Annotated in this window: 11 protein-coding genes and 1 tRNA gene; 10 read left to right on the top strand and 2 right to left on the bottom strand. The window is 69.5% G+C overall.

Annotation, left to right across the window (positions count from 1 at the left end; translation table 11 throughout):
• Nucleotides 1-40: 40 nt before the first annotated feature.
• Complete coding sequence (locus tag I4Q42_RS22495) at nt 41-1,273, bottom strand: site-specific integrase (RefSeq protein WP_198578335.1); 1,233 nt, start codon at nt 1,271-1,273, stop codon at nt 41-43.
• Between the two features lie 142 nt (nt 1,274-1,415).
• Between I4Q42_RS22495 and I4Q42_RS22490 the strand changes: the two genes are divergently transcribed.
• Both I4Q42_RS22490 and I4Q42_RS22485 read left to right on the top strand, forming a co-directional pair.
• Nucleotides 1,416-1,489 (top strand) — tRNA-Ser (locus I4Q42_RS22490).
• Between the two features lie 71 nt (nt 1,490-1,560).
• Nucleotides 1,561-2,028 carry a low molecular weight protein-tyrosine-phosphatase gene (locus I4Q42_RS22485; RefSeq protein ID WP_198578334.1) on the top strand — a complete coding sequence of 156 codons (468 nt, stop codon included), beginning with the start codon at nt 1,561-1,563 and terminating at the stop codon, nt 2,026-2,028.
• 158 nt (nt 2,029-2,186) lie between these two features.
• Here the strand turns inward: I4Q42_RS22485 and I4Q42_RS22480 are convergent, their stop codons facing one another.
• Nucleotides 2,187-2,834: a TetR/AcrR family transcriptional regulator gene (locus I4Q42_RS22480; RefSeq protein WP_198578333.1), complete on the bottom strand. Its 648-nt coding sequence runs from the start codon at nt 2,832-2,834 to the stop codon at nt 2,187-2,189.
• Between the two features lie 171 nt (nt 2,835-3,005).
• Here I4Q42_RS22480 and I4Q42_RS22475 point away from each other — a divergent pair, with 171 nt between their 5' ends.
• From I4Q42_RS22475 to I4Q42_RS22440, 8 genes are all read left to right on the top strand, one after another.
• Nucleotides 3,006-3,173: a hypothetical protein gene (locus I4Q42_RS22475; RefSeq protein ID WP_198578332.1), complete on the top strand. Its 168-nt coding sequence runs from the start codon at nt 3,006-3,008 to the stop codon at nt 3,171-3,173.
• Nucleotides 3,174-3,238: 65 nt separating this feature from the next.
• A complete protein-coding gene (locus tag I4Q42_RS22470; protein WP_232793363.1) occupies nt 3,239-4,414 on the top strand; it encodes an efflux RND transporter periplasmic adaptor subunit in 1,176 nt (391 codons plus the stop codon).
• Between the two features lie 207 nt (nt 4,415-4,621).
• Nucleotides 4,622-7,804: an efflux RND transporter permease subunit gene (locus I4Q42_RS22465; protein ID WP_198578331.1), complete on the top strand. Its 3,183-nt coding sequence runs from the start codon at nt 4,622-4,624 to the stop codon at nt 7,802-7,804.
• A 164-nt stretch (nt 7,805-7,968) separates the two neighbouring features.
• Complete coding sequence (locus I4Q42_RS22460; protein ID WP_198578330.1) at nt 7,969-9,363, top strand: efflux transporter outer membrane subunit; 1,395 nt, start codon at nt 7,969-7,971, stop codon at nt 9,361-9,363.
• Nucleotides 9,364-9,561: 198 nt separating this feature from the next.
• Complete coding sequence (locus I4Q42_RS22455; protein WP_198578329.1) at nt 9,562-10,212, top strand: flavin reductase family protein; 651 nt, start codon at nt 9,562-9,564, stop codon at nt 10,210-10,212.
• A gap of 238 nt (nt 10,213-10,450) precedes the next feature.
• On the top strand, nt 10,451-12,349 hold the full coding sequence (locus I4Q42_RS22450; protein WP_198578328.1) for a TonB-dependent receptor plug domain-containing protein: 1,899 nt from the start codon (nt 10,451-10,453) through the stop codon (nt 12,347-12,349).
• A complete protein-coding gene (locus I4Q42_RS22445; protein ID WP_198578327.1) occupies nt 12,346-12,846 on the top strand; it encodes a YfiR family protein in 501 nt (166 codons plus the stop codon). Before I4Q42_RS22450 ends, I4Q42_RS22445 begins: the two co-directional genes overlap by 4 nt.
• The gene (locus I4Q42_RS22440; RefSeq protein WP_198578326.1) at nt 12,843-14,708 is read left to right on the top strand and encodes an ATP-binding protein; all 1,866 of its coding nucleotides are present in this window, start codon (nt 12,843-12,845) and stop codon (nt 14,706-14,708) included. The genes I4Q42_RS22445 and I4Q42_RS22440 overlap by 4 nt, the downstream gene beginning before the upstream one ends.
• Nucleotides 14,709-14,714 lie beyond the last annotated feature (6 nt).

Genomic DNA, 14,714 nt, shown 5'->3' with positions numbered 1-14,714 from the left:
GCGAACTGCGGCGCATGGCGGGGGCGAACGAGGTCGAGGCCTAGGCGGTCTCGGCCTTGCCCGTGATCGGTATGATCTGGGCGCTCGTCGGCTTCTTCTTCATCGCCTCGCGGATGCCTTTGCGGTTCTGCTCCTGAAGCTCGCGCAGCCGGGCGTTCTCGGCCGCGTGCACATACTTCATGGATGTGGCGATGTCGGCGTGTCCCGCCGTGTTGCGGATGTCGATGGCGCTCGCGCCGCTCTCGGCGAGCCGGGTCAGGAACGTGTGGCGGAACGAGTGCAGCACGCCGCGCGTCAGCTTCGCCTCGGCCTTCACGCGTGTCCATGGCTTCTGAAGGCTCTCCTTCGGCCCCGTGCCCTTGATGTTGGGGAATACCCAGCGGGGCGACAGGAACGGCGCGTCTTCCTTCCAGGCGCGGATGGCCTCCACGGTCTCGGTGTCGAGCGCGTAGGTGTGGGCCTTGCCACCCTTCATCCGCTGCGCAGGCAGTCGCCAGGACGGGCTGCTGTCGTCGAGGTCGAACTCGGACCACTCCGCGCTCAGGATCTCCCGGTGCCGTCCGCCGGTGACCATCATCAAGCTGAGCGCCGCCTTTGCCCAGCTCTCGCGCTCGTTCTCGATGGCGGCGGCGATGCGGCTGAGTTCGTCGTCGGTGAAGGCGACGTCGCGCCTGTTCTCCCGGTGCTTGCGAACGCCCGCCGCCGGATTATCGGCACGTAGTTCGTTCTCGACCGCGAAGTTGAACATCACCGACAGCAGGGCCACCACGCGGTTGGCGGTGGTGCGTTTGTCGCCCATGGCGGCGACGACGGCGTTGACGTCCTTCCGGCCCACCTCGGAGACCTTCATGCCGCCGAGGAGGGGCTTGGCGTGGCTTTTCCAGTTGCGGACGTATTCGGCGACGGTGCGCTCACGGTTCTTGATCTTCAGGCGTTCGCGTTCGTAGCGCTCCCAAAGATCGTCCATTGTCGGAGCAGCGATCCAGTCCTGCCGTGCCTTACGCGGATCAGCGCCGCCGCCGACGGCGATAAAGTGGGCATGGGCGGCCCTGCGCGCTTCATCCGGAGTGAGTTCGCTTACCGTGCCGAGCGTTAGGACGGGGCGACTGTTGTCCGGGCGGCGGTATTGGAAGCGGTAGATCATCTTGCCGCGTTTGGTGACGCGGATGTGGAAGCCCCGGATGTCGCTGTCGCTGACGTCGAAGTCGTCACCGTTCGGCTTGATCGCCGCCACCGTCCGCGCCGTCAGCTTCGCCGTGTAACTGCCCGCCATCCGCTCGCCCTATCTCTTTCCTGTGGTGCTGCTGTGGTGCACTGTGGTGCAGCAACGCCGCGTATCTAAGCGGAGCTGGCTTTCCGGTCAATGAGGAAAAATCCAGAAAAACCGGCGACTTATGGGCCTGAAGCGGGCGATGGCGTATGTGAGCGGATCTTCGATGGCAGACTACGAATCTGAGGGTCGGACGTTCGAATCGTTCCGGGCGCGCCATTTTCTCCCAAGACAATTCCAAGAGACTTTACGGGTTGCCGGCGCGGCGGGTTTGGCCCTAGCGCTGTGGCATGACCACGTCCGTTCTGTTCGTCTGCATGGGCAATATCTGTCGTTCGCCGCTGGCCGAGGCGGCGTTTCGGCATGAGGCGAAGCGGCTGGGGCTGGATGTGGTCGTGGACTCGGCCGGCACCGGCGGCTGGCATGCTGGCGATCCGCCCGATCCGCGGGCCCAGGCGACGGCCCGGCGGCACGGGATCGAGATCGGCCATTATGTCGCCAGACAGGTCACGACCGCCGACTTCGAGCGCTTCGACCACGTGGTGGCGCTGGATCTGGACAATCTGAGCAACCTGAAACGCCTGGCGCGGGCTGGGAGCCGGGCGCGGCTGAGCCTGCTGCTGGATCACGTCGAGGGTCGAGCGGGCGAAGCGGTGGCCGATCCGTACTATGGTGACGAGGCGGGGTTCGAGGTGACTTGGGCCGATGCGGTGGCCGGGGCGCGTGGGCTGGCGGCCACCCTGAAACCCTCTTCCTGAACGGAGACGAGGCGCTTTTACCCAGGTCACCGCCCGGCTCGTCCGGGCGACCCAAGCGACGGATCAGGATGTAGCTGGGTCAGCTTGGCTCGCCCGCATGAAGCGGGCGATGACCTCATGTTTGGGAGGAAGCTGAAAACGCCCTCCCTCCGTCTTCCCTACCGCTCCGGCAAATGCACCCGGATCAGGCTGCGCGCGGCGCGGGCGACGGAGCGGGCGGGGCCGTCGGCGCCGAGGGTGACGCGGGCGGTGTAGGAGCCCTCCATCAGCAGCATCAGGGAGTCGGCCAGCTCGTGGTCGGCCGCGCCGGCGCGGCTGCACAGGTCGATCAGCCGGCCGTGCAACGAGCGCTTGTAGTTCACCGACACCTGCTGGGCGGGGTGGTTTTCCTCGTGCAGCTCGATGGCGGCGTTCGACAACGGGCAGCCGTGGATGTTGGTGTCGCAGGCCTTGGTCTCGAAGGCGTCGAAGATCGCCTCCAACTGGCCGCGCGGGTCGCTGCAGCACATGGCCGTGACGCCGTCCCACCAGGCCCAGTATTCGCGCTCCTGCTCGCGCAGGACCTCGGCGACCAGCTCGTCCTTGGACGGAAAGTTCCGGTAGAGGGTCATCTTGGTGGCCTCGGCCTCGGCCGCGATGGCCTCGACGCCGACCGCCCGGATGCCGTGCTGGTAGAAGAGCTCGCGGGCCGTCTCGAAGATCCGGTCGCGAGCCGGCCTCTTGGACGCCGGTGGGCCGTCCGGCGCGCACGCCGTCCCAGCTCCCAGCTCCCCCGAGCCGACCTCCCCAGATTTTCTCGCAGCCATTTTCGCAGCACCTCGCCTTGACGTGAGAGTTACCGGTCAGTATCTCTCCGGATGTCAGTGATACCGAACGGTATCGTCACATCATAGATCGTTATTCCTCATCGCCCAGTCAAGCCAGCAACCGACCCTGCGACATTTCTCCCCTCTTAGCCCCTGAACGGAGCGCAAGCCATGCCGAACGCGAGCGACATCACAGCCGCCCCCGAAGCCCCGGCCGCTCCCGTCATGGGTTGGCTGACCACCGCCGCCGAACACGGCCGCACCCTCAAGCGCTGGATCGGCCGGACGGCCTCCCAGCCCAAGCCCAGCCGCCGGGCTCGCCGCCCGGCCTGGGAATAGCCGTTCAAGCTTACCCCCTCCCCGTCCGCTCACCTCCCCGAGCGTCTCTTTCGACAGGTTCCCCGATGCGCCACGCCATCAACACCTTCGCCGGCCTCGCCGCCATGGCGGTCCTGGCCGCCTGCAGCGCCAAGGCCCAGCCCGAACAGGGCCCCGCCCCCGCCGTCCCGGTCACCGTCGCCGACGTGGCCTTCAAGTCGCTGCGCCAGTGGGACGACTTCACCGGCCGCCTCGAGGCGGTCGACACCGTCGATATCCGGCCCCGGGTCGGCGGCTATGTGAATACGGTCCGCTTCACCGAAGGCGCCCGCGTCCGCAAGGGCCAGGTGCTGTTCGAGATCGATCCCCGGCCGTTCCAGGCCGACGCCGCCCGCGCCTCGGCCGAGGTGGCGCGCGCCAAGGCCGGGCTCGACCTTGCCGTCGTCAACCGCGAGCGCGGCCAGCGGCTGATCGACCAGAACGCCCTGGCGCGCAGCGAATTCGACCGGCTGTCGTCGGAAGAAAAGGCCGCCCAAGCCAATCTCGCCGCCGCCCAGGCCGCCTTGCAGACCTCGCGCCTGAACCTGGAATGGACCCGGGTGACCTCGCCGATCGACGGTCGGGTCTCCAAGGCCCTGATCACCCGCGGCAACCTGGTCACCCAGGCCGACATGCTGACCACGGTGGTCTCCGACACGCCGATCTACGCGGCCTTCAGCGCCGACGAGCAGACCTTCCTGAAGTACGCCGCCGGCGAGCGTGGCAAGGAAAGCCCGGTCTATATGGGCCTGATGACCGAGGACGGCTATCCGCACGTCGGCAAGCTGGCCTTCATCGACAACGCCCTGGACGCCAAGAGCGGCACGATCGGCGGCCGGGCGATCTTCGCCAACGCCGACGGCCGGTTCACGCCGGGCCTGTTCGCCCGCATCCGCCTGGTCAGCGCCGGCAGCCAGACCGTCGCCCTGGCCCCCGACCGGGCGATCGCGACCGATCTCGGCAAGCGCTACGTCATCGTGGTCGGGGCCGACAACAAGGCCCAATACCGCCCGGTCGAGGTCGGCCCGCTGGCCGGCAACCTGCGGGTCATCCGCCAGGGCCTGCGCCCCGGCGACCGGGTGATCGTCGGCGGCCTGCAGAAGGTGAAGCCCGGCGACGCCGTCGCCCCGGTAGCGGTGAAGACCGAAGCCGCCGACCTGGGCCAACTGGAAGCCGGGCCCCGCAAGGTGGCCGCGGTCGCGACGGCCGTGCAGCAGAACTGACAAGCGGCGCGAAACCCTCGTCCTTCGACAAGCTCAGGATGAGGGTTTCGACTGCCCCCGCCAAAAGTAGCCCTCATCCTGAGCCTGTCGAAGGACGAGGGCGGCCCCACTGAGTTCGCGTCTCCACTCCTCCCCCATCAAGGGGGAGGGGGTCTCCAAACTCGTCCCTCCCCTCCCCGCCTCCTCGCCTTCAAAGGGCGCCTCGCCATGAACTTCGCAAAATTCTTTGTCGGCAGGCCGCGGTTCGCCGCCGTCCTGTCCATCGTCATCTTCATCGCCGGGCTCGTGGCCCTGCCCAACCTGCCGATCAGCGAGTACCCCGAGGTGGTGCCGCCGACCGTGGTGGTGCGCGCGGCCTATCCCGGCGCCAACCCGTCGGTGATCGGCGAGACCGTCGCCGCCCCGCTGGAACAGGCCATCAACGGCGTCGAGGGGATGATCTACCAGTCGTCCCAGTCGGCCTCGGACGGGGCCATGATCCTGACCGTGACCTTCGCGCTCGGCACCGACCTCGATAAGGCCCAGGTGCAGGTGCAGAACCGCGTCGCCCAGGCCCTGCCGAAACTGCCCCAGGAAGTGCAGCGCATCGGCGTGACCACCAACAAGGCCTCGCCCGACCTGACCCTGGTCGTGCACATGATCTCGCCCAACAACCGCTACGACATGCTCTATCTCAGCAACTACGCGCAGCTGAACGTGCGCGACCGGCTGAAGCGCATCGACGGCGTGGGCGACGTGCAGATCTTCGGCGCCGGCGCCTACTCCATGCGGGTGTGGCTGGACCCCGAGAAGGTGGCCGCCCTGGGCATGACCGCCGGCGACGTCGTGCGGGCCCTGCGCGAGCAGAACGTCCAGGTGGCCGCCGGCCAGCTGGGCGCGCCGCCCTCGCCCGGTTCGGGCGCCGAGTTCCAGTTGTCGATCAACGCCCCCGGGCGCCTGACCGACGAGGAGCAGTTCCGCGACGTGATCATCCGGGCCGGCGCCGACGGCCAGATCACCCGCCTGGGCGACGTGGCCCGGGTCGAGCTGGGCGCCAACAACTACGCCCTGCGCAGCTTGCTCGACAACAAGTCGGCCGTGGCCGTGCCGATCTTCCAGCGCCCCGGCTCCAACGCCCTGCAGATGGCCGCCGACGTCAAGAAGACCATGCAGGAGCTGAAGAAGGATTTCCCCGAAGGCGTCGACTACGAGATCATCTACGACACCACCGCCTTCGTGCAGGAAAGCATCGACTCGGTGATCCACACCCTGATCGAGGCCATCATCCTGGTGGTCATCGTGGTGGTGATCTTCCTGCAAGGCTGGCGGGCTTCGGTGATCCCGCTGCTGGCCGTGCCCGTCTCGCTGATCGGCACCTTCGCCATCATGTTGCTGCTGGGCTTCGGGCTGAACGCCCTGACCCTGTTCGGCCTCGTCTTGGCCATCGGCATCGTCGTCGACGACGCCATCGTCGTGGTCGAGAACGTCGAGCGGCACATCGAGAACGGCCTGTCGCCGCCCGACGCCACCCGCAAGGCGATGAGCGAGGTCACCGGCCCGATCATCGCCGTGGCCCTGGTGCTCTGCGCCGTCTTCATCCCCACGGCCTTCATCACCGGCCTGTCGGGCCAGTTCTATCGCCAGTTCGCCCTGACCATCGCCATCTCGACGATCATCTCGGCGATCAACTCCCTGACCCTGTCGCCGGCCCTGGCCGCCGTGCTCCTGAAGTCGCACCACGCGCCCAAGGACCGCTTCCAGAAGCTGATCGACCGCGCCCTGGGCTGGCTGTTCGTGCCCTTCAACAAGGTCTTCCACCGCGCCTCGAACGGCTATGTCCGCGGCGTCTCCAAGACCCTGGGCCGCTCGACCGCCGCCCTGTTCGTCTATGGCGGCCTGCTGCTGCTGACGGGCCTGGCCTTCGCCCGCACCCCGTCCGGCTTCGTGCCGCAGCAGGACAAGGCCTATGTGGTCGCCGTCGTGCAGCTGCCCGACGCCGCCTCGCTGGACCGCACCGAGGCGGTGATCAAGCAGATGGGCGACATCGCCATGAAGACGCCGGGCATCGAGCACTCGGTGGCCTTCCCCGGCCTGTCGGCCAACGGCTTCATCAACAGCCCCAACTCCGGCGCGGTGTTCTTCCCGCTCAGCGATTTCAAGGACCGCCGCGGCAAGGACCTGTCGGCCAACGCCATCGTCGGCCAGCTGAACCAGAAGTTCGCCGCCATCCCCGAGGCCCAGATCGCGGTCTTCCCACCGCCGTCCGTGCAGGGGCTGGGCACCATCGGCGGCTTCCGGATGCAGATCGTCGACAAGGCGGGCCTGGGTTCGGACGAGCTGTACAAGGCGACCCAGAACATCATCGCCAAGGCGCAGAAGGATCCGGCCCTGGCCGGCGTCTTCTCCAGCTACCAGGTGAGCGTGCCGAAGATCCAGGCCGACATCGACCGCGAAAAGGCCCGCGCCCAGGGCGTGTCGCTGACCGACCTGTTCGAGACCCTGCAGGTCTATCTGGGCTCGCTGTACGTCAACGACTTCAACCGCTTCGGGCGGACCTACGAGGTCAACGTCCAGGCCGACCAGAGCTTCCGCCTGCAACCCGAGCAGATGCTGCGCCTGCAGACCCGCAACGGCGCCGGCCAGATGATCCCGCTGGGGGCCTTCGTCAGCTTCCACGAGGCCACCGGCCCCGACCGCGAGATGCACTACAACGGCATGCTGACCGCCGAGATCAACGGCGGCCCCGCGCCGGGCTTCTCGACCGGCCAGGCCCAGAAGGCCCTGGAGAAGATCGCCGCCGAGGAACTGCCCTCGGGCGTCGGCTTCGAATGGACCGAGCTGACCTACCAGCAGATCCTGGCCGGCAACACGGCGATCTACATCTTCCCGCTGTGCGTGCTCTTGGCCTTCCTGGTGCTGGTCGCGCAGTACGAAAGCTGGAGCCTGCCGCTGGTGGTGATTTTGATCGTGCCCATGACCCTGCTGTCGGCCCTGGCCGGCGTGCTGGTCACCGGCGGCGACAACAACATCTTCACCCAGATCGGCCTGATCGTGCTGGTGGGGCTGGCGTGCAAGAACGCCATCCTGATCGTCGAGTTCGCTCGCGAACGCGAGATCGAGGGCGACACGCCGCTTCAGGCGGTGCTGGAAGCCTGCCGCCTGCGCCTGCGCCCCATCCTGATGACCTCGATCGCCTTCATCATGGGCGTCTGGCCGCTGGTGGTGTCGCACGGGGCCGGGGCCGAGATGCGCCGGGCCATGGGCGTGGCGGTGTTCTCCGGCATGCTGGGCGTCACCGTCTTCGGCCTGATCCTGACGCCGGTCTTCTACTACGTCATCCGCCGGCTCAGCGGCTCGCGGTCGCTGGTGAAGGCCAAGCCGGCGGCGACCGTGGAAGCGGAGGCGCACTGATGACCCAGCATCTCTTCCCCTCCCCCTCGATGGGGGAGGGGCCAGGGGTGGGGGTGAATGCGGCGGCGGATGTCACGCCGGCCTCTCCCCATCCTGACCCTCTGTCACCCCCATCCCCGACCCTTCCCCCATCAAAGGGGGAAGGGAGACCTTCGAGGTTTCCCATGACCTTCCTGAAAGCCTCACTCATCGCCGGCGCCTCGCTGCTGGCGACCGCCTGCGCCGTCGGCCCGACCTACAAGGCGCCCGCCCTCGCGCCGGTCGCCTTGCAGAACGCCGCCCCCGCCGTCGTCTCCACCGCCGCGCCCGAGGCCGACTGGTGGAAGGCGTTCGGCGATCCGACGCTGGACGCCCTGGTCACCCAGGCCCTGTCGACCAATCTCGACCTCGAGATCGCCGTGGCCCGGGTCGACGAGGCCCGCGCCCTGTTCAAGGACGCCCGCCTCGACGCCGCCCCGCGCGTCACCGCCACCGGGACCTACGCCGCCGCCGACCAGCAGCAGCCGACCTCGAACGGCCAGCGCGTCTATGGCGACACCTACCAGGCCGGCTTCGACGCCGCCTGGGAGCTGGACCTGTTCGGCCGCGTGCGCCGGGGCGTCCAGGCCGCCAGCGCCGAGGCCGGGGCGGCCCAGGCCGACCTGCGCGACGCACAGGTCACCGTCGCCGCCGAAGTCGCTCGAAATTACCTGGAACTGCGCGGCGCCCAGGCGCGGCTGGCCGTCGCCCGCCGCAACCTGGAAACCCAGCGCGAGACCCTGCGCCTCACCCGCGTGCGGTTCGAGGCCGGGGCCGGCGGGGCAATCGACGTCGCCAGCGCCGAGGCTCGCCTCAAGGCCACCGAAAGCGTGATCCCCGAACTGGTCACCGCCGAGACCCGCGCCAACTATCGCCTCGCCGTCCTGACCGGCCAGCGGCCCGGCACGCTCAACGCCCAGCTGAAGCCGCGCGCCCAGGACCCGGCCCCGCTGGTCACCGCCCTGCCGATCGGCGACGCCTCGCAGTTCCTGCGCCGCCGCCCCGACGTACAGGCGGCCGAGCGGCGGCTGGCGGCCCAGACCGCCAAGGTCGGGGTGGCCACCGCCGACCTCTTCCCGCGCGTGCGGGTCAGCGGTTTCGTCGGTTTCCTGACCGGCAGCGCCTCGGGCTTCGGAAACAGCGCCAGCCAGGCCTGGTCTGTCGCCCCCTCGGTCAGCTGGCCGGCCCTCGACCTCGGCGGCGCCCATGCGCGGCTGAAGGCGGCGGAAGCCCGCAACGACGCGGCCCTGGCGGCCTACGACAAGGCGGTGCTGACGGCGATCGAGGACCTGGAGACGGCCCTGGTCTCCTACCGCCAGCGCCAGGCGCGCCTGGCCAGCCTCACCGACCAAGCCGCCGCCTCCCGCCGCGCCGCCGAGCTGGCGCGGATCCAGTACAAGGAAGGCGGCATCGACTTCCTCGTGTTGCTCGACGCCGAACGGACGCTGCTGGGGGCGGAGGATGCGCTGACCGTGGCCGAGACGGGCGTGAACACGGATGTGGTCGCGATCTACAAGGCGCTGGGTGGGGGGTGGTCGTAACCCAAGATCCTCCCCCTGAAGGGGGAGGTGGCCCGGAGGGTCGGAGGGGGAAGTTCCTGCTGAGGTAGAGACCACCGCTGGCTCAGCTTGCCTATTCCCCCTCAGTCGCTCCGCGACAGCTCCCCCTTCAGGGGGAGCATCCCGTTGCCGATCCTCTCCCCCGTCCCTACCTGCACAGCTCCACCCAGGAGCCCCCGCATGGCCGCCGCCGACGCCCACCAGTACCTGCCCCGCGACGGCCACGGCCTGGCCCACGATCCGTTCAACGCCATCGTCGGTCCGCGCCCGATCGGCTGGATCTCGACCGTCGACGCCGAGGGCCGCCGCAACCTGGCGCCCTACAGCTTCTTCAACGCCTTCAACTACACTCCGCCGATCGTCGGCTTCGCCAGCACCGGCTGGAAGGACACCGTCGCCAACATCCAGGCCACCGGCGTGTTCTGCTGGAACCTGGCCACCCGCGACCTGGCCGCGGCGATGAACGTCACCTCGGCCCCCGCCGCTCCGGGCCAGGACGAGTTCGACCTGGCCGGCCTGACCCCGGTCGCGAGCAGCCTGATCGCCGCCCCGCGTGTGCTGGAAAGCCCGGTGAACTTCGAGTGCCGCCTGACCCAGTCGTTCAAGCTGACCACCGCTGCCGGCGACGAGGTCGAGACCTGGATGACCTTCGGCGAGGTCGTCGCCGTGCACATCGACCGGCGGCTGATCCGGGCGGACGGCGTCTACGACGCCCCGGCCGGCGAGCCGATCCTGCGCTGGGGCGGGCGCGGCGACTACATCGCCGTCGAACCGGCGGCGATGTTCGAACTGCTGCGCCCGACCAAGGCCGACATCCCGCCCTTGGTCTGAGGGTGAGCCTTTGGGGTCCGAGACGAAAACCTCGTCCTTCGACAGGCTCAGGATGAGGTTTTTCTGACGCCGAGCCTGAATTGGTCCTCATCCTGAGCTTGTCGAAGGACGAGGACCACGCACCGAGTCTCGAGATCGATCGGCCTTTGGGTCAGGGCGGTCCGCGCCCGTGCGGCATATGGTCGTAGAGCGCTGGCGGTAATGGATTTTTCCGCCGGACGGGACGACAGGTTGGCCGATGACCGCCGCCCCGCTCGCCCTCCTCGCCGCCGCCGCGCTGCTGTGCGCGCCCGCGGCCGGGCATGCCCAGACCACCGGGGCGCAGGATCTTACCGACCTCAGCCTTGAGGACCTGCTGACCTCCGAGGTGGCCTCGGTCGCCAAGCGGCCGCAGACGGTCGACACCGCCCCCGCCGCCGTCTTCGTCATCACCAAGGAAGACATCCGCCGCTCCGGCGCCCAGACCATTCCCGAGGCGCTGCGCATGGCGCCGGGCCTTGAGGTCGCCAACCTGTCGGGCGACTCCGTCGCCGTCTCGGTGCGCGGCTTCAACGGCCGCTACGCCAACAAGCTGATGGTGCTGGTCGACGGCCGGGCGATCTATCTGTCGACCATCTCCGGCGTGCTGTGGGGCCAGCAACTGGCGCCGCTGGAGGACATCGAGCGCATCGAGATCATCCGCGGTCCCGGCGCCAGCCTGTGGGGCGCCAACGCGGTCAACGGCGTCATCAACATCATCACCCGCCACGCCGTCGACAGCCTGGGCGCGCGGGCCAGCGTCACCGCCGACACCCTCGGCCAGACAACGACCGACCTGCAGTTCGGCGCCCCCCTGGGCCAAGGCGCCGTGCGCCTGTACCTGACCGCCCGCGACCTGGGCGAGGGCGACAGCCGCGCCCGCGCCGCCCAGGGCGGCTTCCGCTACGACCAGGACGTCTTCCGCAACGCCGCCCTGACCGTGCAGGGCGACCTGCAGAGCGGCCGCTGGAACGAGATCAACACTTCCGACGCCCTGCGCGAGGACTACGGCCGGTTCAAGGGCGGCAACCTGCTGGCGCGCCTGGCGGCCGACGACGGCGACAAGGGCTTCGCCCTCCAGGCCTACTGGGACCATGTCGACCGGCGCGAGCTGATCAGCTTCAAGCGCGACCAGTTCGACCTGGATTTCTCGCGTCACCAGCGGCTGGGCGGCGTGCATCAGCTGGTCTGGGGCGGCGACGCGCGGCTGACCCACGACGAGGTCGAGGACGGGCCGGTCGTGCGTATCCGGCCGCGCGAGCGCACCGACCGCTGGTTCGGGGCCTTCGTGCAGGACGAGGTCGCCTTGCTGGACGACCGGCTGCGGGTGACCCTCGGCGTCAAGGTCGAACACAACCAGTATACTGGCGTCGAGGTGCAGCCGACGGCGCGGGCCTGGCTGCGCGTGCCCGGCGGCTCGGTCTGGACCTCCGTTTCCCGCGCCACCCGCACGCCGTCCCGCCTGGAAGCCGACGGCGGGCCCACGCCCCCCGACGGCTTCGTCGAGAGCGACGCCTCCCGCCCCACCTTGGACGCCGAGACCCTCGACGCCTACGAGTTGGGCTGGCGTGGCATGTTGCCCGGCGGGGTTCGGTTCGACTTGGCCGCCTTCCACAACCGCTATGACGGCCTGGTGGTCTGGAGAGACCTGGTGGGCGCCGGCGACCAGGCCAGCGCGCCGTTCAACGCCGGCCGCGCCGTCGACACCGGCCTGGAGGCCGCGCTTGAGGCCAAGCCGGCCGCGCGCTGGACCCTGAAGGCCGCCGCCTCCTGGCAAAGGCTGCGCAATCGCGACGGCCTGCGGGACGGCGTGCGGATCTACGACCTGGCCGCCTCGCCCGACTACCAGCTGTCTCTGCGCTCCTGGTACGATCTGTCCGACGACCTGGAGCTCGACGCCTGGCTGCGCCGCGTCGGGCCCTTCGCCGACGGCGCCACCCCCGGCTATGACGACCTGGACGTCCAGCTGTCCTGGCGGGCCGGCGACCACCTGCAACTGCAGCTGTTCGGCCGCAACCTGCTGGAGCCGCGCCGGATCGAGATGAACGGCTCGCTGTTCGGCGCGACCGGCGCCCCCGTCGCCCGCACCGTCGGCGTCAAGCTGGCCTGGCGCCGATGAGCCTGGTCGTCCCCCTGTTCGCGGCCGCCGTGGCTGTCGCGCCGCCCGCCATGACGGCGGACGACGCCGCCTTCAAGGCGGCCATCGTCTATAACATCGGCCGGTTTGCGACCTTTCCCCCGGGCCGTCGCCAGGACGATGGCGACCTCGTCGTCTGCATCGAGGACGACGACCCGCTGGCCCCGGCCCTCGACCGGCTGGAAGGCAAGCCCAGCGGCGCGGGCAAGCTGGTGGTGCGCCGCTCTGGCTGGCCGTTCGCGGCCGGCTGCAACCTGGCCTTCGTCTCGTCGCGCCACGCCACCCCGGCCGCCCTCGAAGCCCTGGCCGACCAGGGCGCCCTGACCATCGGGGAAAGCAAGGATTTCGCCGACCAGGGGGCGGTGCGGCTGATCACCATCGGCCGCCAGACGCGGTTCGAGATCAACAACGGCGTGGCCCGGCGGGCGGGGGCGACCCTCAGCGCCCAGCTGCTGCGCCTGGCGGTGAAGGTGCGATGAGCATGGCCCTGTCGCCCGCCCGCTGGTCGTTTCGCTCCAAGGTCGCCAGCGTGGCCTGGGCCACCACCGTCGTGGCGCTGCTGGCGGCCTTCCTGGTCTTCGTCGTCCAGCAGTGGGCCAACGAGAAGGCCAGCCTGATCGACCAGCGTACGACCCTGGCCCTGGTCCTGGCCGACAACCTGTCGGCCAGCCTGGTGTTCGACGACAAGGCCGGGGCCGCGACCACCCTGCAGGCCCTCAAGCAGGTGAAGAGCGTGCGCGGCGCGGTGCTTTTCGACGCCCAGGGCGCGCCGTTCGCCAGCGTCGGCAAGGCCGCGCCGGACGCCCGGGCGCGCGACGTCGAGGCCCCGTGGGCGCGGCTCAGCGAACGCCGCCTGGAGGTTCGCGTGCCGGTCCGCGTCGAGCGCGAGCGGGTCGGCGGGCTGATGCTCGACTGCGGCCTCGACGAGCTTTGGGCGTGGCTGCGCGGCTACGCCCTGGTGGCCAGCCTGGCCTTCGCCCTGGCCACGGCCGTGGCCTTCATGGTCGGGCTGTGGCTGGCGCGGGTGATCATTCGCCCCGTCTCGCGCCTGGCCCGGGCCATGGACCAGGTCCGCAACAGCGGCGAGTTCTGCGATCCCGTGCGGCGCAGCAGCGACGACGAGGTCGGCCGCCTGACCGACGCCTTCAATTCGCTGATCGACGAGCTCAAGGCCAACGACCGCTCGCTGCATGAGGCGCTGGACGACCTGAAGCTGGCCCGCGACGCCGCCGACTCGGCCAACGCCCAGAAGAGCCAGTTCCTGGCCCATATGAGCCACGAGATCCGCACGCCGCTGAACGGGGTGCTGGGCATGGTCCAGGCCATGCAGATGCACGCGCTGAGCCCCGACCAGGAAGAGCGGCTGGGCGTCATCCGCGGCTCGGGCCAGGCCCTGCTGGTGATCCTCAACGACATACTCGACGTCTCCAAGATCGAGGCCGGCAAGCTGGAGATCGAGACCGCGCCCTTCGACCTGCCGGCCGTGGCCGAGCGGGTGCGGGCCATCTTCGCCCCGATCGCCGAGGCCAAGAACGTCGAGCTGCGGCTGGCCCTGGACGGCGTCGAGGGCCGTTGGCTGGGCGACAGCACCCGCATCCAGCAGATCCTCTCCAACCTCGTCTCCAACGCCGTCAAGTTCACCGACCATGGCCGGGTGTCCGTCGTCCTCCGTCCCACCGCCGACGGCGTCGAACTGCGGGTCAGCGACAGCGGCGTCGGCATCTCGCCCGAGCAGCAGGCGCGGCTGTTCCAGTCGTTCCAGCAGGCCGACGCCTCGACGTCCCGGCGCTATGGCGGCACGGGTCTTGGGCTGTCGATCTGCCTGAAGCTGGCGCGGCTGATGCGGGGCGACATCCGCGTCGAGAGCCGGCTGGGCGAAGGCGCGACCTTCGTCGTCACTCTGCCCCTGACCCGGGACGAAGCGCTCGAAGCCGTCGCCGAACCGTCCGAGCGCACGGCGCCCGAGCGCGCCCTGCGGGTGCTGGGCGTCGACGACAACGCCACCAATCGCCTGGTCCTCAAAGCCCTGCTGGAGCCCCTGGGCGTCGCGCTCGTCCTGGTCGCCGACGGTCCAGCGGCGATCGCGGCCTGGTCGGCAGAGACGTTTGACGTGGTCCTGATGGACATCCAGATGCCGGTGATGGACGGCGTCGAGGCGACCCGCCGCATCCGCGCACTGGAAGCCGAGCGCGGCCGCGCCCGCACGCCGATCCTGGCCCTGTCGGCCAACGCCCTGTCGCACCAGATCGACGACTACTTGGCCGCCGGCATGGACGGCCACGTCGCCAAACCCATCGAGGTCGCCCAGCTGTATGCGGCGCTTGGACAGCTGAGCGGCTAGGCCCCG

Source organism: Caulobacter hibisci, from assembly GCF_016135805.1.
GTDB classification, from domain to species: domain Bacteria; phylum Pseudomonadota; class Alphaproteobacteria; order Caulobacterales; family Caulobacteraceae; genus Caulobacter; species Caulobacter hibisci.
The sequence above is the reverse complement of the archived record's forward strand: the minus strand, read 5'-3'. Positions and strand labels throughout refer to the sequence as shown.

Excerpts from the sequence above, each read along its gene's own strand:
- I4Q42_RS22445 (WP_198578327.1), top strand. The coding sequence starts at position 12,346 with ATGAGCCTGGTCGTCCCCCTGTTCGCGGCCGCCGTGGCTGTCGCGCCG.
- I4Q42_RS22495 (WP_198578335.1), bottom strand. The coding sequence starts at position 1,273 with ATGGCGGGCAGTTACACGGCGAAGCTGACGGCGCGGACGGTGGCGGCG.
- I4Q42_RS22480 (WP_198578333.1), bottom strand. The coding sequence starts at position 2,834 with ATGGCTGCGAGAAAATCTGGGGAGGTCGGCTCGGGGGAGCTGGGAGCT.
- I4Q42_RS22470 (WP_232793363.1), top strand. The coding sequence starts at position 3,239 with ATGCGCCACGCCATCAACACCTTCGCCGGCCTCGCCGCCATGGCGGTC.
- I4Q42_RS22460 (WP_198578330.1), top strand. The coding sequence starts at position 7,969 with ATGACCTTCCTGAAAGCCTCACTCATCGCCGGCGCCTCGCTGCTGGCG.
- I4Q42_RS22450 (WP_198578328.1), top strand. The coding sequence starts at position 10,451 with ATGACCGCCGCCCCGCTCGCCCTCCTCGCCGCCGCCGCGCTGCTGTGC.
- I4Q42_RS22475 (WP_198578332.1), top strand. The coding sequence starts at position 3,006 with ATGCCGAACGCGAGCGACATCACAGCCGCCCCCGAAGCCCCGGCCGCT.
- I4Q42_RS22440 (WP_198578326.1), top strand. The coding sequence starts at position 12,843 with ATGAGCATGGCCCTGTCGCCCGCCCGCTGGTCGTTTCGCTCCAAGGTC.
- I4Q42_RS22455 (WP_198578329.1), top strand. The coding sequence starts at position 9,562 with ATGGCCGCCGCCGACGCCCACCAGTACCTGCCCCGCGACGGCCACGGC.
- I4Q42_RS22465 (WP_198578331.1), top strand. The coding sequence starts at position 4,622 with ATGAACTTCGCAAAATTCTTTGTCGGCAGGCCGCGGTTCGCCGCCGTC.
- I4Q42_RS22485 (WP_198578334.1), top strand. The coding sequence starts at position 1,561 with ATGACCACGTCCGTTCTGTTCGTCTGCATGGGCAATATCTGTCGTTCG.